This is a genomic window from Micromonospora saelicesensis, from assembly GCF_900091575.1.
In the GTDB taxonomy this organism is placed as follows: domain Bacteria; phylum Actinomycetota; class Actinomycetes; order Mycobacteriales; family Micromonosporaceae; genus Micromonospora; species Micromonospora saelicesensis.
Map to the genome: position 1 here is coordinate 1,072,865 of NZ_FMCR01000002.1, position 17,158 is coordinate 1,090,022.

A 17,158-nucleotide genomic window follows, 5' to 3' on the forward strand; every position below is an offset into this window, starting at 1 on the left:
CCATGAACCGCAACCTCGTCAAGGCTCTACAGGTCGCGTGGGAGCTGCCGGAGTTCCGTTCCGGGGTGCGACAGGTCGTCGATCTCGAGGAGATTGCGGGGCTGCTGGCGACGCTGTCCGTTCCGGACCATGACCACGAGGTGGAGCGCAGCCTGCTGAGCCTGCTGCGGTCCGCCCTGGACACGGTCGAGATTCGGGAAGCGGTGTTGCTGCTGCTGGAGCGCGACGAGGTGCGCAAACCGCTCGTCGCGGCCGCGGTGGAGCCGCTGGCGGACCGGCCGAATCAGGCTGCCGCCATCGCGTCGGCGGCCGAAGATCCTGTGGTGCGGCGTGAGGTGCGGGCGGTGCTGGCCAGCGCCAAGGTGCGCGAGCTGATCTGGCAGGCGATCGAGAATCAGCTGAGCGACGACCGGTTCGGTCTGATCCGCCGGGCGGCGGTGCTGTTCGTGCGGCACCCGAGCGTCCGGCGCCTCGCCTGGGCGGTACGCAGGCACGGCGTGTTGCGGGAGCTACGCCGCAAGCAGTGATCCACGCCAGCCGATGCCAGAGGCGAAACAAGTCTGTTAGCGTTAACAGTTATGACGATCAATCAGAGCCGGAGAGATCGTCGGGAGCACGGTCAACCCCGTGACAGCGCAGCAGACCGGTGCCGACCGGGCCGACGGGACCGAGAGGGCGCGTACCACCACCACCAGGAGGACAAGACATGACGCAAGATCAGAATGAGCAGGTGACCGGCGAACGGAAACTGCTGACCCGGCGCACCGTCCTGACGACGATGGGGGCCGTACCGGTCGCAGCGGTCGCGACGGTCGTGGGGGCCACCGAAGCCGTTGCCGCACCGGCGAGCATCAACCCCTCGGCAACGCGGCAGACGATCCGCGGTTTCGGTGCCATGGCCCACGCGGCCTGGATCGGCGACCTGACAGCCGCCCAGCGGGACACGGCGTTCGGCACCGGCGAGGGTCGGCTGGGGTTCTCCCTGCTGAGGATCCCCGTCAACGAGAACCAGGCGGACTGGAGCCGTGACCTGGCGACGGCGCAGCGCGCTGTCGCGCTCGGGGCCACCGTGTTCGCCTCGCCGTGGAACCCGCCGGCCAGCATGATCGAGACCTTCACCCGCGGCAACCAGACCAACGCGAGGCGGCTCCGATACAGCTCGTACGGCGCCTACGCCACGCACCTGAACGACTTCACCACCCACATGCGCAACAACGGGGTGAACCTGTACGGCATATCGGTGCAGAACGAGCCGGACTACGCGGCCGAGTGGACGTGGTGGACGTCCGCGGAGATGCTCCGGTTCCTGCGGGAGAACGCCGGCTCGATCAGCACCAGGGTCATCGCGCCGGAGTCCTTCCAGTACGTGAAGTCCGTCTCGGACCCGATCCTCAACGACTCCGCGGCGCTCGCCAACGTGGACATCATCGGTGCACACCTCTACGGCACGTCGTACGCGAACTTCCCCTACCCCCTCTTCAAGCAGAAGGGCGCGGGCAAGGAACTCTGGATGACCGAGGTCTACTACCCCAACAGCAACACCAATTCGGGTGACGCCTGGCCCGAGGCGCTCGACGTGGGGGAACACGTCCACCGCGCCATGGTGGACGCGGAGTTCCAGGCGTACGTCTGGTGGTATCTCCGGCGCAGTTACGGTCCCATGCGGGAGGACGGCCAGATCAGCAAGCGCGGTGCCATGATGGCGCACTTCGCCAGGTTCGTCCGCCCCGGGTACGTACGGATCGACGCGACGGCGAACCCCGCGTCGAACGTCTACGTCTCGGCGTACCGGGGTGGCGACACCGTCGTCATCGTCGCGATCAACAAGAACACCTCGTCGGTGAGCCAGCAGTTCACGCTGTCCAACGCCACCGCGTCCGGCAGTGTCTCGAACTGGCTGACCGACGGGAGCAGGACCGTCGCGCCCCAGGGCGCGCTCAGCATGTCGAACGGCTCGCTCACCGTCACGCTTCCCGCCCGAAGCGTGATGACCTTCGTGACCAGCGTGAGCGCCACCAGCCCCGGGGACACCTACAAGTTGGTCAACGTCGACACCGGCCTGGTTCTCGGCGTACAGAACATGTCCACCGCCGATGGCGGTCTGGCCGTGGTGTGGGGTGACAGCGGCACCGCCGACCACAACTGGGTCCGGGTCACCGACGGCAACGCGTTCCGGTTCCGCAACGTCAACAGCGGCAAGGTCCTCGGCGTCGAGAACATGTCGACCGCCGACAACGCCCGCGTCATGCAGTGGAGCGACAACGGCACCGCAGACCATCGCTGGACTCTGGTGGCCAACAGTGACGGCTCCTACCGGATCCGTAACGCCAACAGCGGCAAGGTGCTCGCCATCCTCAACGGGTCCAGCACCTGGGGCGCCCAGGCCGTCCAGTACGCCGACAACGGCAGCACCAGGAACAACTGGCGCCTGACCCGGGTCAGCTGAACGTCCACGGCTCCGGGTCGACCTCGCAGGGCCGACCCGGAGCCGAACCTCCGCCTCGCCGGCCGGCAGATCACCGACGGCGGCGGGCCATCCACTGCCAGATGTGGGTGCCGTTGAGGCTCGGGTCGTTGCGGGCCACGTAGATCCAGGACCAGTGACCGGGGAACTGGTAGCCGTTCCAGACGACGTGGTCGTACAGGCTGATCAGTGATCCCGGGATGAGGTCGTGGGCGTGGATCGTGTTGGTCTCGGGTGGCACGGTGTCGTCGTCGCGCGAGGTGACCAGCCAGGTCGGGGTCCGAATGCTCGCCAACTCCGCGTCGGTGATCAGCGGCGGGCCCTCCCCGCTGAGCGGCTCAACGACACCGCAGATCGGCACCGAGGCGGCGAACAGGTCGGGGTAGGTCGAGGTCATCTCCAGGGACATGTAGCCTCCGTTGCTGCAACCGACCACGTAGATCCGGTCCGGGTCGACACGCTTGCGGCGTACGAGGTCCTGAACGATCTCGCGGATCAGCGGAGCGAACCGGGGGCCGTCCTCCATCCAGTAGGAGGTGCTCTGCGGAGCGACGACGTACGCGCCGGAGAAGATCCGCTGGGCCTGCGGGGTGGCGAAGCCGAGCGCTCCCCGGTTGGCGCGCAGCGTGGTCTCGTTGTCGTAGTAGCCGTCCGGCAGCGAGGCACCCTCGCCGCCACCGTGCAGCCAGACGATCAACGGCCGTCGGTCGTGCCGGGGCGAGTGGTCGGGCGAGTACAGCCGGTACTTCATACCCGAGCCCGAGACGTGGTAGCTGAAGGCGTCCACCTCGGGGTTCGACAGCCCTGCCTGCACGAAGCGGCTGATGGTGACCGGCGAGCCGTGCCGCCGGACGATCGGGGTGTTCTGGGTGATGGTGTAGACGAGGTCCAGCCGGACGTTGCGGCCCCTGCTCAGGATGTAGCCGAGGGTCCCACCACCGGGTTGGCCCTCGGCGTGGCTCAACTCCAGCACGATGTTGCCGTGGCGGTCGAGCCGGGCCGTGGTCACCGTGCGGTCCAGGTCGTACTCGCTGAAGATCTGATCGCCGGGAGCGATCGGGATCGGGCTGGTGGCCTTGGCGTGCACGGTGAACGTGCCGGGGGTCAGCCCGGCCGGGTCGATCGGCCCGAGCCGGCGGGTGTCGAGGGTGACCGAGGTGACCTGCTCACCGCCGTCGAGCGTTCTCGCGTCGAGGGTGAAGCTCACGTTGGTGGGATGGTGTCCACCGGCGTGGGCGGCGACGCCGGGCAGGGCCAGGCCGATGGCGGCACCGGCCCCACCGGCCAGGACGGTGCGGCGAGTGACAGACGTGGACATGCGGGCCCCCGTACCTTGCGATGTAGAAGCTCATCGATGGCACCTCAACGTAACGCCGCGGAGATCCGCTGGCAACCGGTGCCGGCACGGCCACCCGGTAGCCACCGGTCGTACTTTGGGACGATCTGGAGTCGCACCACCGTTCGTACGATGAGTCCCATGCACCCTCGCCTGCACGCGGTGTTGACCGAGCCGCGTGTCTCCTCCGCCCCGTCGCGGACGTGGCGCGACTGGGCGGTGATCGCCGCCCTCGCGCTGGCGATCGTGGTGGAAGGAACCTTCCGACCCGATCTGCCCTGGCGGGTGGGCTGCATCGCCGTCGCGCTCGCGCTGCTGCCCACGCTCCTGTGGCGGCGTACGGCGCCGCTCGCGATGGTGGTGATCGCGTTCGGCTGCACGACGGTCGCCCCGTTCGTGCTGCCCGGCGATCCCTGCCAGCTGTTCACGGCGAGCTTCCTGGTCCTCCTGGTCTACGCGCTGTTCCGCTGGGGCTCCGGCCGCGAAGCAGTGCTCGGTTCATTCTTCGTGGTGGCCAAGGTGACCGCCGCCGGCCTGGTCGGCTCGGTCGACGGCGGTGAACTGGTCGCCGGCTTCGCGGTGATGTTCGCCGCCGCCACGCTGGGTGTCGCCATCCGCTTCCGCGCCGCCTCCCGGCTGCGCGAGCTCGATCGGGTGAAGCTGTTGGAGCGTGAACGCCTCGCCCGCGACCTGCACGACACGGTGGCCCACCACGTGTCGGCGATGGCGATCCGCGCCCAGGCCGGCATCGCCGCGTCGGCGACCCAGCCGGGTGCCGCCGTCGAGGCGCTGCACACCATCGAGGCCGAGGCGTCCCGTGCGCTGGCCGAGATGCGCGCGATGGTCCGCGTCCTGCGCCGCAACGAGCCCGCCGACCTGGCGCCCAACCCGCAGGTCGCCGACATCGGGCGGCTCGCCGGCCAGTTCCGCACCGGGCCCGCCGTGGACGTGGAGCTGCGCGGCGACCTCGGCGACCTTCCGCCCACTGTCGGCTCCGCGCTCTACCGCCTCGCCCAGGAGTCGGTCACCAACGCCCGTCGCCACGCCCGCCACGCCACCCGCATCGAGGTCAGCGTCGCGGCCGACGACACGTCCGTGCGCCTGCGTGTCAGCGACGATGGCGAGGCCGGCGCCGCCCGTCCGACCGGCCCGCCCGGTTTCGGCCTGGTCGGAATGAAGGAGCGCGCCGACCTGCTCGGCGGCACCTGCGAGGCCGGCCCCGATCCCGACCGCGGATGGACCGTCACAGCCGTTCTTCCGCGCGAGGGGGTCGGCGCGTGACGGTTCGCGTGCTCGTGGCGGACGACCAGGAGATCGTCCGTACCGGCCTCACCATCATCCTGAACACGCAGCCCGGCATCGAGGTCGTCGGTGGTGCCGGCGACGGCCGCCAGGCGGTCGAACTCGCCCGGCGACTCCGCCCCGACGTGTGTCTGTTCGACATTCGGATGCCGGGCATGGACGGCATCGAGGCCACCCGGGCGCTCGCCGGGCCAACCGTCGCGGAGCCGCTCGCGGTGGTCGTCATCACGACCTTCGACCTCGACGAGTACGTGTACGCGGCGCTGCGGGCCGGCGCCCGCGGCTTCCTGCTCAAGGAGGCTGGCCCTGACCTGCTCAGCCAGGCCGTGCACGCCGCCGCCAACGGGGACGCGCTGATCGCGCCGAGCGTCACCACGCGGCTGCTGAAGGCGTTCGCCGACACGGATCCGGCCGCACCGCGCACGCAGCCCATCGAGGCGCTCACCGACCGGGAGGAGCAGGTCCTGGTCGCCGTCGCGCGGGGACGCACCAACCAGGAGATCGCCGACGAGCTCTACATCACCTTGAGCACTGTCAAGTCGCACGTCACCAGCCTGATGACCAAGCTGGGAGTGCGTAACAGGGTCGAGTTGGCGATGTGGGCGTACGAGACCAACCGCCGCCGACGGCACTGGTGACCGGCGGAAGTACGACGACGGCGTCCGACCATGGGCCGACCCGATCGCGGCCCTTGTGCCGATGAGCGGGGGCGGGTGCGGCGACCACCATCGGTGGCATGACGATGCGCGAGTGGCGGCTACCGGCCGCGTTGATCCTGCTGGGCCTGATACCGATGCTCGCCGGCGCGGGACGCCTCACCGAGCTGGGCAGCGGACCGGAGATCACCCCGGCCAACGCCCGCTTCGTCGCCGATCCGCTGCCGGTGGTGCTGCACATCGTCGGCGCGGTGGTCTACACGATCCTCGGCGCGTTCCAGTTCGTGCCCCGTCTGCGCCGTCACTCTTGGCACCGCCGTGCCGGCCGCGCGCTCGTCCCCTGCGGACTGACGGTCGCCTTCACCGGCCTGTGGATGGCCGTCGCGTACGACCTGCCGGCCCATGACAACGACGTGCTCGCCGGCATGCGACTCGTCTTCGGCTCGGCCATGGCCGGCGCGATCCTGCTCGGTCTCGCCGCCGTGCTACGCCGGGACATCGCCCAGCACCGCCGGTGGATGGCGCGCGGTTACGCGATCGGCCTCGGCGCCGGCACCCAGGCGTTCACCCACGCGCCGTACCTCATCGCGACCGGTGAACAGCCCGACGGCAACATCCGGGCCGGCCTGGTGGCCGCCGGCTGGCTGATCAACCTTGCGGTGGCCGAGTGGTACCTGCGGCGTCCCGCTCCGGTCGTCACCGCGGCGGCCCTCCGCCGAGCTGAGCCCGAGCGGCAGAAAGGCTGAGGGGGCCCGCTGGCCCCTCACGTACCTGACGGTGTGGCTGCCGTGGCCGGCGGTACGGCAGCCACACCCGGGCGTCACCTGCTCTGCTTCTCCTGGCACGGCACGCAGAAGCGAGCGTGCGGGAGAATCTCGAGCCGCTCGGCCGGGATGCTCCGGCCGCACCTCTGGCAGGCACCGTAGGTGCCGTCGCTGATCCGGTTCAGCGCACCGGTGATCTGCTCGATGTTCTGGCGGGTGGCCAGCAGCAGCGCGGCCTGGTTGTGGGCCTCGCCGGGGTCGCCGGTGTCCGCGTTGAGCTCGGTCAGTTCCCGCAGCCGAGCCGTCTGGGTGGCGAAGTCGTCCGCCAGGGACGCTCGTAGGTCAGCCAGCCAACTCTGGTCGAGAGTAGGACGATGATCGACGCTCATGATCTGCCTTTCAAGGGGAACGGGTGGGGAAAACAAAAAGGGCCGAAGCTGGATAGCTTCGCCCTGGCGGTCGTTCTGGGTATGCAACGACTCCGCAGGTGGGCCTCGGCCGGTTCGCATCGGGCTCGACGCTGTGCGCGTCGGCGCGGTGTGCGGCGCGCGGACAACCGGCACCCGCATGTCGGCCTTGGGACGGGTCGCCGTCGGCACGCGCACAGCACCGCCCACCGCCACCTCGGTGGCGGCGGGCGAACGGAAGGTCACCGGCGGCATGCCCCCACCATAGAGCGGCGTTGCCCTAATGCCAACGTTCGCGGCGGGGCCTCGTTCCAGCCACGAACTGCCACTTTTGGCCGCAATAGGGCCGTTGCCCGAACCCGGTGGGCGCCCTTCGATATCGCAGCGAGGTCATCTTTTCGAGTCCTAGACTGCGGTGCGTGGCGGGGTTTTTACCCTGCCTACCGGGGGGAGAGAATGCCATGCTTTCTCAGTCGACACCGTCCGGGTCCCCGTCGACGACGCAACAACCCGACAAGGCTCACGGTGGCGCCAACCGCGACATGCCGCCGGAGTTGGGTTCGGACGCTGTCGGCATATTCGAAGGCCGGACCTTCATGTTGTCCAACCCGGCCGGGGACGTGCCGGCCGACTCCATCGCTGGTCTGGTGCACGACGACACCCGCTACCTCAGCCGTTGGGAGTTGACCCTCGACGGGAAGGCTCCGCTCGTCCTCAGCGCGAACCCCGTCGATCCGTACTCGGCGGCCTTCTTTCTCGCGAATCCAGAGGTCGAGGGCCTGGCGGCGAACCGGGTCGGCGTGCGACGGGAACGATTCGTCGGCGACGGCATGTGCGAGCGGATCACTGTGCAATATTTTGGTGCCGAGCCGATCTCCGTGCGTCTGCGGTTGGATGTCGGCGCGGACTTCGCTGATCTGTTCGAGATCAAGGGAACGGGACGGAGCAGGCTGGCCGACATCCGGCGGACCCACCGGTCGGACGGCTCGGCGCTGCGTTTCTCCTACCAGAATTCGCACTGGTCGGCCGTCACCACAGTGGAGGCCGAGCCGCGTGCCGATCGGGTCGAGGGCGACGCACTGGTCTGGGACGTGCACCTGGGGCGAGGTCAGACCTGGGGTTGTGAGCTGCGGGTGCTGCTGAACTGCGGGGGCACTGACTACCAGCCGGCCAGCCGCACCTTCGGCGAAGAGCAGGAACCGGGCGCCGACGACGCAGCCTGGCGGTGGAGGGCCAACAAGCCACACCTGAGCGCTGAATCAGACCTGTTGCGCGACGTGTACCACAAGTCGGCCAGCGATCTGGTGTCGATGCGGATCGCCAAGGAGATTCGGGGTGAGCAGGTCGTTCTGCTGGCGGCCGGCATGCCCTGGTTCCTGGCGGTCTTCGGGCGGGACACTCTGATCACCGCCTACCAGAGCGTCAGCTGCGGACCTGACGTCGCCCGGGGCGCGCTGGTCACTCTCGCCGCGCACCAGGGCAGCGCCGTCGACGACTTCAGCGACGAGGAACCGGGAAAGATACTCCACGAGTTCCGTTCCGGTGAGCTGACGCAGCTCGGCATCATGCCTTACGGCCCGTGCTTCGGCGCGGCCGACACCACCCAGCTGTGGCTCATCCTGCTCTCCGAGTACTGGCGGTGGACGGGCGACGACGCGCTGGTCCAGCGGTTGCGGCCGAACGCCGACGCCGCTCTGCGGTGGATCGACAACTTCGGAGACCGCGACGGCGACGGCTACGTCGAGTACGCCACCCGCTCCCCCGAAGGTATGCGCAACCACTGCTGGCGCGACTCACCGGACGGGGTCCAGTTCGCCGACAGCAGCCTTCCCACCCTGCCGGTCGCGACCTGTGAGATCCAGGGCTACACCTATGACGCGAAGCTGCGCGGCGCACAACTCGCCGACGGCCCGTGGGCCGACCGCGCATTGGCGCGACGGCTGCGTACCGAGGCCACCGAGCTGCGCGAACGCTTCAACCGCGACTACTGGCTGCCTGCCCGCGGCGGCTACTACGCGATCGGCCTCGACGCCGACAAGCGCCCCATCGACTCGATGACCTCGAACATGGGCCACCTGCTGTGGAGTGGCATCGTCCCGCCGGACCGTGCCGCCGCGGTGGCCCGGCAGTTGATGTCCGACCAGATGTTCTCCGGCTGGGGTGTCCGGACCCTCTCCACCGAGGACGTGGGTTACAACCCCATCGGCTACCACCTCGGGACGTTTGGCCACACGACAACTCGATCATCGCCGCCGGGCTCGCCCGGTACGGTCACCGCGACGCCGCGAACCGCATCGCGATGGCGATGCTGGAGGCCGCCGCCCACTTCGGGCACCGCCTGCCCGAGGCCATCTCCGGGTACGACCGTTCGCTCGGCCGACGACCCGTGCCGTACCCCACCGCCTGCAATCCCCAGGCCTGGGCCAGCGGCGCTCCCCTGCTGTTCCTGCGGACCATGCTCGGGCTCGATGCGAACGACGGGATCCTCGCCACCGATCCCCACGTTCCCGAGGCGCTGGGGACCATCCGGCTGACCGGGGTCACCGTCCACGGCGCCCGACAGACGGTCAGCTCGGGGTGAGGAGGCAGAACTCGTTGCCCTCCGGGTCGGCGAGCACCCTCCACGGGACGTCCTGGCCCAGGTCGATGGGGGTCGCGCCGAGACTCCGCAGCCGGGCCGCCTCGGCCTCCGGGTCGTCACCGGGGTACGGGCGGACGTCGAGGTGGACGCGGTTCCATCCGCTCTTCACGTCAGGTGTACGGACGAACTCCAGATAGGGGCCGACGCCTTTCGCGGAGCGCAGTCGCGCAATCTGGTCGGTCACCTCGTGCATTGTCCAGTCCGTGGCCTCGCTCCAGAACCGGGCCATCGCGCGCGGGTCCGCGCAGTCGACCACCACGGCGGCGATCGGTCCGGTGTCCCGGTAGAGCGGTCGGGGGTCCAGCACACAGAACTCGTTGCCCTCCGGGTCGGCCATGACCGTCCACGGCACGTCGCCCTGGCCCACGTCGGCAGGTGTTGCGCCGAGATCCTTCAGGCGTGCGACCACCTGCGCCTGGTGGGCCGCCGAGGTGGTGGCGAGGTCCACGTGCACCCGGTTCTTCACCGTCTTGGCCTCCTGGGAGACGACGAGGTCGATGCAGACAGCGACGGGGTCGGGGTAGACGAAGCCCTCGGGTTCGAGGTTGGTCACGCCGGGTCCCTCGCTGGAGACCTCCCAACCGAGCGCCTGCGCCCAGAACCCGCCCAACGCGGAGTCGTCCCGAGCCTTCATGTTGATCTGCACAAGCCGTGTCGCCATGCCGGCGATGCTAGGGCTTGTGCCCGCGTCTCGCTGACCGTCATCGCCGTCCACCCGCGTTACCGCCGGGTGTCGTCCGGAGGCTGCTCTTTTGTCAGGTGCAGCAGCCAACCCTCGCCGGTGCGGATGAGCGCGTATCGCCGGCGGCCGGCGCGGCCGTGCAGTGTGAACAGCATCCGCCGGTCGGTGCGATCGTGCTCCTCCCAGGTGCCGATGTCGGCGATCGACTTGTCGACGTCCTCGTAGGTGAGGTGATCGAGGTCGTGGTCGGGCACGGCGATCGCGAGCCGGTTGTCGCTGGGACTGTCCGGCAGACCGCGGGGCACCGCCCACGAGCGCAGCACGCCGTCCTCTTCGAGCCGCAGGTCGAAGTGCGGTCGCGGTTTACGGTGGTGGTGCAGGACGAAGGCGGGTGCCACCTTCCTATTCTCGGTGCCGGCCGGCCCTTCCGCCTGTCAACCCGACCACCTCACGGAAGCCTGGCACGCCTGCCAGTGCTGAGCAGATGGATGAGCGCCGAGGGTGTCGTGGTGTCGTGGTGTCTTGATTGACTGGGTCGATGCGGATCGAGGAAGTTGAGGGGATCGCGGCGGCTCTGGGTAGCAGGGTCGTGACGACATCGGTGTTGGCGGGCGGTTTCTCTCACGAGACCTGCCTTCTCACGCTTGCTGACCGTCGGGTCGTTGCCCGGTTCGGAGGAACCGACCCGACGGTTGAGGCGGGGGTCATGGACGTCGCCCGCCGGTATGCGCCGGTCCCGGACGTCTTGTTGGTCATGCCCGCCGGAGACGGGCGAGTGCGCCCCGCGATGGTCATCGAGTATGTGGACGGCGTCTTGCTGAGTGGTGTGCTCGCTAGGGGCGATCTTGGGCGGTTGGAGGCGGGTGAGCTGGGGGCCGAGGTCGGACGGGCCGTCGCGCGAGTCGCTGGTGCGACGTTCGACCGACGAGGTTTCTTCGTGGACGGGGAGCTCACCGTCAAGGAGGAGCGTCCCTGGTCGCAGCAGTTGGTCGAGGTCGCCGAGGTGTGTATGGCTGCGGTTCCCGACGGCCGGCTCGACGGCGAGACGCGTCGTGCCTGGGTGATGTTGTGCGCGGCCCACGCGACGGCGCTGGAAGGCATCGACGGTCAGACTCGGCTCGTACATGCCGACATCAACCCGAAGAACATCCTGGTCTCCCGTGTGGGCGGCGGTTGGCGAGTGGATGCGCTGCTCGACTGGGAGTTCAGTTATTCCGGTTGCCCGTATGGCGACGCTGCGAACATGGCCCGGTTCGGCGCTGACTACCCCGCCGGATTCTTGGACGGCTTCCAGGCGGGCTTCGCCGAGCAGCAGCCCGCAGACCTGCCCCTGGTGCAGAACTGGACCTATGTGGGGCGAATCCTTGACATGTTCGCGTTGAGTGACCTGCTGACTCGCCCTCTGGGGCATGCCGTGGCCGACCAAGCCGCCGATCAGGTCCGGCGGTGGGTTGGAAACGGCGTACCGGACAGTGTGTGACGTGTCGGGGCGGGATGGGCTGCCACACGCTGCGGGGGAAAGATTTTGCGTGGCACGCATATTTGCGTGTCACGCAATTAGTGCTAGCGTGGTGGCATGACGGGACTGCGGGAGCGCAAGAAGGCCGAGACGCGGGCGGCGCTCGGTTGGGCTGCGATCCACCTCACCGCGGAGCGTGGCTACGACAACGTCCGCGTCGAGGACATCGCCGAGGCTGCCGGCGTCTCCCCGCGTACCTTCAACAACTACTTCTCCAGCAAGGCCGAGGCGATCGCCTCCCGCCACCTCGACCGCAGCCTGCGCACCGCCGCCGCGCTGCGCGAACGTCCCGCCGACGAGCCGCTCTGGGTGGCGCTCACCCAGGCCGCGCTGGATCAGTTCACGCGCGGCCCCGAGGTCGAGGCGATGCCCTCCCCCGACCACGCCCGGTGGGTTGCCGGCGTACGCACCATGCTCGCCGAGCCCGCGCTACAGGGCGAGCGGCTGCGCGCCACCGCCCTCGCCGAGGCCGAGCTTGCCGCCGCGGTCGCCGAGCGCACCGGCACCGACCTCGCCACCGACATGTACCCGAGGCTCGTCGCGGCCGCCGCCAGCGCCGCCGTCGTCGTCGCCATGCAGCACTATCTCGACAGCGCCGACCCACCCGCCCCGATCGAACGCCTCATCACCGACGCCTTCACCCAGGTCGCCGCCGGCCTCCCGGCCCCACCCCGCTGAAGCTCCGCCCCCTCGCAGGGCACCACCCCACCCACGTCACCACCTCACCCACGTCTCCAGCCGCGTCCCACTCCCGCGGCGGGCCGGCCACGTGCCGCGCCTGCCGTGGCGATGACGCGCACCCCGAAGGGATCACGATCATGATCGATGTCGTCATCGTCGGAGCCGGCCCCAACGGCCTCATGCTCGCCTGCGAGCTGGCCCTCGCCGGCGTGCACCCCGTCGTCCTCGAACGCCACGCCGCGCCCACCGGCGAGCCTCGCGCCAACGGCCTCGTGGGACAGGTCGTCCGCCTGCTCGACCGGCGCGGCCTCTACGCGCGGCTCAGCGGTGAGAGCACCCCGCCGACCCCTCAACCGGCCTTCACCTTCGGCGCGTTCCCGTTGGATCTCACGATGCTCGCGGAGAACCCGCACTACGTGCTCGGAGTGCCGCAGGCTCAGCTCGAGGCCGGTCTCGCCGTCCGAGCCGCCGAGCTCGGAGTCGACCTGCGCCGCGGCCACGAGGTCGTCGACCTCCGCCAACGCCCCGACGCGGTCGAGGTCCACCTCGCCGACGGTACGCAGCTCACCAGTCGTTTCGTCGTTGGCGCCGACGGCGGCCGCAGCGTGGTGCGCCGCCTCGCCGGTATCGACTTCCCCGGTGTCACCAACGACCGGTCGATCTCCCGCACCGCCACGGTGACCGTGCCTGCGTCGTCCCTCGACCCTGAGACGGGGGGCCTGCGCGTCCCTGGCTACGGTGTCGTCCCGCCTTTCCAGCACACCCGCACAGCGCGTGGCCTGATCGCCTGGGCCCCGTTTCCCGGCCGCCCGGCGATCCTGAGCACGACGGAGTGGGCCGACCCGCCAGCGAACGACGAGACCCCGATGAGCCTGGCGGAACTCCGCGCCAGCGTCGCCCGGGTGCTCGGTGCCGACATCCCCCTTGGCGCGCCTGACGGCCCCGGCCTGCTGCGGCGCTTGACCGGCCGCAACACCCGCATCGCCGCCCGCTACCGCGCCGACCGGGTGCTGCTGGTTGGCGACGCCGCGCACGTGCACCCCGCGATGGGCGGCCCCGGCCTCAATCTGGGCCTACAGGACGCGGTCAACCTGGGTTGGAAGCTCGCCGCCACGGTGCGCGGCTGGGCACCGAAGGGCCTGCTCGACACCTACGAAAGTGAGCGTCGCCCCGTCGCCGAACGGGTCGTCATGTCCACCCAGGCGCAGTCGGCGCTCATCGGCCCTGGCGACGAGATCAGCGGATTGCGGGAACTCTTCGCCGAACTGCTGCGCAAGCCGGAGGTGACCGGGCACATCGCGGCGCTGATGTCCGGTGCGGACATCCGCTACCCCGCCGATCCGGCCGACCCTCTGGCCGGCCGCTGCGCGCCCGACCTGGTCGTGCACACCGACCACGGCGCGACACGCCTCGCCGAGCTGACCCGCACCGCCCGGCCGCTGCTGCTGGACTCCACCGGTGCCTACGCCGGGATCGCCGCACCATGGCGAGACCGGGTCGACGTGGTCACCGGCTCACTGGAGGGCACGACAGCGGCCGCGTTGCTCGTACGCCCCGACTGCTTCATCGCCTGGTCCGCCGGGGACGCCGCCACGCTGCGCGCCTCGCTCACCCATCACTTCGGCCGTCCGCGATGACCACGAACCCATTCCGGGCTGGCCCTCTTCAGCGTGTCTTGGCGTACGCCTTCCAGTCCTCGAGCGGAGTGAGCGGAACCGGCACGGGCCGCTCCGCCACCGTCGTCAGCTCGATCCGCTGGCCTGCCGCCGCCGACCGGAGCAGGCTGGTCATGGTTTCGAGTACGTGCAGTGCGACGTCGCCGTCAGCGCGCGGGGGACGCTGATCGTCGGCCCTGACAAGATCGATCAGACCGATGCCCCGGGAAGCCTTGGCGTAACCAGCCTGCGGTTCGAGAGCGCGCCATTCGGTGCCGCCGAGCGGGAAGAGGCGGACCTCACCGTCGAAGTAGTTCGGATCGGGTACGGCGAGCGTGCCGGTCTCCCCGTGCACCTCGATCGGCGCGGCCGTCGTCCTGACGCCGTCGAAGCTGGTCGTGATGGTGGAGAGCGCGCCGTTGGCGTGCTCGAGTACGCCGGTGAGGTGGGTGTCCACACCCACCGGGATCCGCTGGCCGGTGCGGGGGCCCGAGCCGATGACGCGCTCGGCGCGTAGGCGGCTGGCGGCTCCGGTCACCGCCCGGACCGGCCCGAGCAGGTGGATGAGCGCCGAGATGTAGTACGGCCCCATGTCCAGCATCGGGCCGCCGCCTGGGGCGTAGTAGAAGTCGGGGTTGGGATGCCAGCGTTCGTGTCCCGGAGTGACCATGACGGCCGACGCGGATATCGGGCGGCCGATGAGCCCGCCGTCGATCGCCGCCCGCGCTGTCTGCGTACCCGTACCCAGGACGGTGTCCGGTGCGCACCCGACGCGGACGCCGGCCGACGCGGCCCGATCGATGATCGAGCGGCCGTCCGAAAACGTCACGGCGAGCGGCTTTTCCACGTACACGTTCTTGCCGGCGTCGATCGTGGCCAGCGAGATGTCGGCATGCGCCGCGGGGATGGTGAGGTTGAGCACCGTCTGCACGTCCGGGCGGCCGAGCAGGCGCTCGACGCTCATCGCCTCGGCTCCGGGAATGGTGGCCGCGACCTCGGCCGACCGGGAGGCGTCGAGGTCGGCCACCGCGACGATGTTGACCTCAGGGTGGTCCGCGAGTGTGTCCAGGTACGCGCGGGAGATGACCCCGAGACCTACGACGCCGACGCGGTGCGGGTCGCCCACACCATCCCCCTCTCGATCACGGTACGGACGTCCGCGTGCTCCAGCACGTCGAGGCTGTGCCCCGGGGTCGTCACGACGATGCGCCCGGCACCCCACTGCCGGGTCCAGATCGCCGGTGAGGTGACCGGTCGATGCCACGGATGCCACGCCTGCGTCGGGTGGGTGGTCACGGCCAGCACGTCGATCAGGTCATCGTGCAGCACCCAGTACTGTTCGGTGACCAGGTCGAAGTCCTCGATGCCCGCAGTGATCGGGTGCTCCCGGCCGAGGTCGGTGACGCGCACCGTGTGCGGCAGGAAGTTGTCCTCCGGGCCACCGTGACGCTCACACGGCTCCAAGCCCGGATGGGTCGCGAACTGGCCGCCCACCAGGTGCAGGTATTCCGATGACGCACGGAACGAGTCCACGATGCCGCCGTGCCAGCCGGTGAAGCCCGTGCCGGCGATGACCGCCGCGCTGAGGCCCGCCACCTGGTCCGCGGTGATCTGCGACATGGTCATGCACTGCACGACGAGGTCGGTCTCGGCCATCTCGGCGGCGTCGGCGTAGATCTCCGTCGACTCCTCGACCCGTACGGCGTAGCCGCTACGTTCGAGGAAGGGGAGGAACAACTCCGTCGCCTTGACCGGCTGGTGTCCCTCCCAACCGCCCCGAACCACCAATGCTCTCCGCTGCGCCACCGTCGCTCCCTCCCACGGTCCGTCGCCACCGGGCTGGCCGCTCCCGCCCCGACGACGTGCCGCCGATGCCGGTACGTGTCGAGCACCGAAACCGTACCCGTGGTTGCCCCGACAAAGCCGACGTACGCCGGCTTCCGGATTCCACTGTGCACGGTCGGCTCACGCCGCAGCAAGAACGCAGGTGCTGAAACGGCGCAGAGGTTCCGGGCCGGCCGGGTCGAGATCGCGAGCGTCGCAGCGGGATCTGCTGATCAACCGCTACGGCGGTTACCATACTGGCGAGGGCTCTGGACCGAGCCCCGGCCGCCGAGGTGCTGACCCTTTCCATGCGGTTGAGGTGAGGCGACCTTGCCCTTCGCGCGTCGGGCAGCCCGATTCGCGGGAACGGCAGGCTGCTCGGTCTCGGTCTCGGTCTCGGCCGGCGTTGAGGTGTCGGCAGCCACCGCGGGGTCGTCTTGGGCGGGTTCAGGCTCCGGCATCGGGTTCTCCTTGGATTTGGTGGGGCCCTGCGGGCCGTCGACGGCCGGCGGACGCGGACTGATCGACGCCGAGGTGCGCGCCTTGACGGTAGCGCAACGCCAGGCCCAGCTGATTGCTCCCCCGCTCGAGCCGGACCAGTCCTGCCGCCAGCCGGCCATCACCTCGGCACGCACCGTGAGCACACCATGACAGATTGCAAGCCAGCCCGGCCGAAGTGGGCGACGCACTCCCCGTCAGATCGGTACGGCCCCCCTGCGGCCCCCCTGCGGCGCACCGTCGAATCGCGGGCTGAGCTGCGCAGACGTCCAACGGTCTCGCCGGCTCGCCGATCGCGACGCCGCCGATCGTCTTGCAGACCTCCAGAGGTAACGGGCTCAGTCGAGTACCGACTCGCCGCCCGGGTAGGCGAACGATGCGCGTGGTGAGTAGAAACCCCAGACGATCTCCAGCGGGTCGGCCGGACGCAGCGCGTACACCGGGTGGTCGGGTTCGAGGAACTCCAGCGACTCGACCTCGAACGGGTCGACCGGCTCCGCCACGAACGGGTAGTTGCCGCTGAGCAGTCTGCCGTCGAGCCGGGTGAGATGCGTCCACCAGCGGCGGGCGTGACACCGTCGGGGGCGTCGAGCCCGGAGAGGTCCGGTCTGATGTACGTCACCGCTGGGCATCGGTCCGTAGTCGCGACGCCACGGAGCGGCCCACCGCCCGGACAACGACGGATTGCCGACACGCAACCCGTCGTTGTCCGGCTCGGGAAGGCCGCCG

At 69.8% G+C, this 17,158-nt stretch carries 16 protein-coding genes; 9 read left to right on the forward strand and 7 right to left on the reverse strand.

Annotation, left to right across the window (positions count from 1 at the left end; genetic code table 11):
* Positions 1 to 2 precede the first annotated feature (2 nt).
* Entirely contained in the window at positions 3 to 527 is a 525-nt protein-coding gene (locus tag GA0070561_RS12675; protein WP_091399901.1) for a hypothetical protein, read from the forward strand.
* A gap of 251 nt (positions 528 to 778) precedes the next feature.
* On the forward strand, positions 779 to 2,446 hold the full coding sequence (gene xynC / locus GA0070561_RS34700) for a glucuronoarabinoxylan endo-1,4-beta-xylanase XynC (RefSeq protein WP_482194119.1): 1,668 nt from the start codon (positions 779 to 781) through the stop codon (positions 2,444 to 2,446).
* Positions 2,447 to 2,516: 70 nt separating this feature from the next.
* Here xynC and GA0070561_RS12685 read toward each other — a convergent pair whose 3' ends face one another.
* Positions 2,517 to 3,782, reverse strand: a complete 1,266-nt coding sequence (locus GA0070561_RS12685) for a prolyl oligopeptidase family serine peptidase (RefSeq protein WP_091399905.1) — start codon at positions 3,780 to 3,782, stop codon at positions 2,517 to 2,519.
* A 159-nt stretch (positions 3,783 to 3,941) separates the two neighbouring features.
* Between GA0070561_RS12685 and GA0070561_RS12690 the strand changes: the two genes are divergently transcribed.
* The 3 genes from GA0070561_RS12690 (at position 3,942) to GA0070561_RS12700 (ending at position 6,504) form a co-directional block, all read left to right on the forward strand.
* On the forward strand, positions 3,942 to 5,081 hold the full coding sequence (locus tag GA0070561_RS12690) for a sensor histidine kinase (RefSeq protein WP_091399907.1): 1,140 nt from the start codon (positions 3,942 to 3,944) through the stop codon (positions 5,079 to 5,081).
* The gene (locus GA0070561_RS12695) at positions 5,078 to 5,740 is read left to right on the forward strand and encodes a response regulator (RefSeq protein WP_091399909.1); all 663 of its coding nucleotides are present in this window, start codon (positions 5,078 to 5,080) and stop codon (positions 5,738 to 5,740) included. The genes GA0070561_RS12690 and GA0070561_RS12695 overlap by 4 nt, the downstream gene beginning before the upstream one ends.
* A gap of 98 nt (positions 5,741 to 5,838) precedes the next feature.
* Positions 5,839 to 6,504 carry a DUF2306 domain-containing protein gene (locus GA0070561_RS12700; RefSeq protein ID WP_091399910.1) on the forward strand — a complete coding sequence of 222 codons (666 nt, stop codon included), beginning with the start codon at positions 5,839 to 5,841 and terminating at the stop codon, positions 6,502 to 6,504.
* Positions 6,505 to 6,578: 74 nt separating this feature from the next.
* Here GA0070561_RS12700 and GA0070561_RS34705 read toward each other — a convergent pair whose 3' ends face one another.
* Entirely contained in the window at positions 6,579 to 7,184 is a 606-nt protein-coding gene (locus GA0070561_RS34705; RefSeq protein WP_425255892.1) for a TraR/DksA family transcriptional regulator, read from the reverse strand.
* Between the two features lie 206 nt (positions 7,185 to 7,390).
* On the opposite strand from GA0070561_RS34705, the gene GA0070561_RS12710 reads away from it, so the two are divergent.
* Positions 7,391 to 9,463, forward strand: coding sequence for an amylo-alpha-1,6-glucosidase (locus GA0070561_RS12710; protein ID WP_091399914.1), 2,073 nt, complete (start codon positions 7,391 to 7,393; stop codon positions 9,461 to 9,463).
* A gap of 33 nt (positions 9,464 to 9,496) precedes the next feature.
* Here the strand turns inward: GA0070561_RS12710 and GA0070561_RS12715 are convergent, their stop codons facing one another.
* Both GA0070561_RS12715 and GA0070561_RS12720 read right to left on the reverse strand, forming a co-directional pair.
* Positions 9,497 to 10,231: a VOC family protein gene (locus GA0070561_RS12715; protein ID WP_091399915.1), complete on the reverse strand. Its 735-nt coding sequence runs from the start codon at positions 10,229 to 10,231 to the stop codon at positions 9,497 to 9,499.
* Between the two features lie 59 nt (positions 10,232 to 10,290).
* Positions 10,291 to 10,650, reverse strand: a complete 360-nt coding sequence (locus GA0070561_RS12720) for a DNA polymerase ligase N-terminal domain-containing protein (RefSeq protein WP_091399917.1) — start codon at positions 10,648 to 10,650, stop codon at positions 10,291 to 10,293.
* A 140-nt stretch (positions 10,651 to 10,790) separates the two neighbouring features.
* On the opposite strand from GA0070561_RS12720, the gene GA0070561_RS12725 reads away from it, so the two are divergent.
* From GA0070561_RS12725 to GA0070561_RS12735, 3 genes are all read left to right on the forward strand, one after another.
* Positions 10,791 to 11,732: a phosphotransferase gene (locus GA0070561_RS12725; RefSeq protein ID WP_091399918.1), complete on the forward strand. Its 942-nt coding sequence runs from the start codon at positions 10,791 to 10,793 to the stop codon at positions 11,730 to 11,732.
* Between the two features lie 96 nt (positions 11,733 to 11,828).
* Positions 11,829 to 12,449 carry a TetR/AcrR family transcriptional regulator gene (locus GA0070561_RS12730; protein ID WP_091399920.1) on the forward strand — a complete coding sequence of 207 codons (621 nt, stop codon included), beginning with the start codon at positions 11,829 to 11,831 and terminating at the stop codon, positions 12,447 to 12,449.
* 140 nt (positions 12,450 to 12,589) lie between these two features.
* Positions 12,590 to 14,089 carry an FAD-dependent monooxygenase gene (locus tag GA0070561_RS12735; protein ID WP_091399922.1) on the forward strand — a complete coding sequence of 500 codons (1,500 nt, stop codon included), beginning with the start codon at positions 12,590 to 12,592 and terminating at the stop codon, positions 14,087 to 14,089.
* 28 nt (positions 14,090 to 14,117) lie between these two features.
* On the opposite strand, the gene GA0070561_RS12740 is transcribed toward GA0070561_RS12735, so the two are convergent.
* The 3 genes from GA0070561_RS12740 to GA0070561_RS34230 form a co-directional block, all read right to left on the reverse strand.
* Entirely contained in the window at positions 14,118 to 15,233 is a 1,116-nt protein-coding gene (locus tag GA0070561_RS12740) for a Gfo/Idh/MocA family protein (RefSeq protein ID WP_091399924.1), read from the reverse strand.
* Positions 15,203 to 15,913, reverse strand: a complete 711-nt coding sequence (locus GA0070561_RS12745) for a ThuA domain-containing protein (RefSeq protein WP_091399926.1) — start codon at positions 15,911 to 15,913, stop codon at positions 15,203 to 15,205. The genes GA0070561_RS12740 and GA0070561_RS12745 overlap by 31 nt, the downstream gene beginning before the upstream one ends.
* An 854-nt stretch (positions 15,914 to 16,767) precedes the next feature.
* Positions 16,768 to 17,061, reverse strand: a complete 294-nt coding sequence (locus tag GA0070561_RS34230) for a hypothetical protein (protein WP_244166174.1) — start codon at positions 17,059 to 17,061, stop codon at positions 16,768 to 16,770.
* Positions 17,062 to 17,158: the final 97 nt, after the last annotated feature.

Bases quoted from the DNA above. Each gene is read 5' to 3' on its own strand.
- GA0070561_RS12675 (WP_091399901.1), top strand. From the start codon at position 3: ATGAACCGCAACCTCGTCAAGGCTCTACAGGTCGCGTGGGAGCTGCCG.
- xynC (WP_482194119.1), top strand. From the start codon at position 779: ATGGGGGCCGTACCGGTCGCAGCGGTCGCGACGGTCGTGGGGGCCACC.
- GA0070561_RS12685 (WP_091399905.1), bottom strand. From the start codon at position 3,782: ATGTCCACGTCTGTCACTCGCCGCACCGTCCTGGCCGGTGGGGCCGGT.
- GA0070561_RS12690 (WP_091399907.1), top strand. From the start codon at position 3,942: ATGCACCCTCGCCTGCACGCGGTGTTGACCGAGCCGCGTGTCTCCTCC.
- GA0070561_RS12700 (WP_091399910.1), top strand. From the start codon at position 5,839: ATGACGATGCGCGAGTGGCGGCTACCGGCCGCGTTGATCCTGCTGGGC.
- GA0070561_RS34705 (WP_425255892.1), bottom strand. From the start codon at position 7,184: ATGCCGCCGGTGACCTTCCGTTCGCCCGCCGCCACCGAGGTGGCGGTG.
- GA0070561_RS12710 (WP_091399914.1), top strand. From the start codon at position 7,391: ATGCTTTCTCAGTCGACACCGTCCGGGTCCCCGTCGACGACGCAACAA.
- GA0070561_RS12715 (WP_091399915.1), bottom strand. From the start codon at position 10,231: ATGGCGACACGGCTTGTGCAGATCAACATGAAGGCTCGGGACGACTCC.
- GA0070561_RS12725 (WP_091399918.1), top strand. From the start codon at position 10,791: ATGCGGATCGAGGAAGTTGAGGGGATCGCGGCGGCTCTGGGTAGCAGG.
- GA0070561_RS12730 (WP_091399920.1), top strand. From the start codon at position 11,829: ATGACGGGACTGCGGGAGCGCAAGAAGGCCGAGACGCGGGCGGCGCTC.
- GA0070561_RS12735 (WP_091399922.1), top strand. From the start codon at position 12,590: ATGATCGATGTCGTCATCGTCGGAGCCGGCCCCAACGGCCTCATGCTC.
- GA0070561_RS34230 (WP_244166174.1), bottom strand. From the start codon at position 17,061: ATGCCCAGCGGTGACGTACATCAGACCGGACCTCTCCGGGCTCGACGC.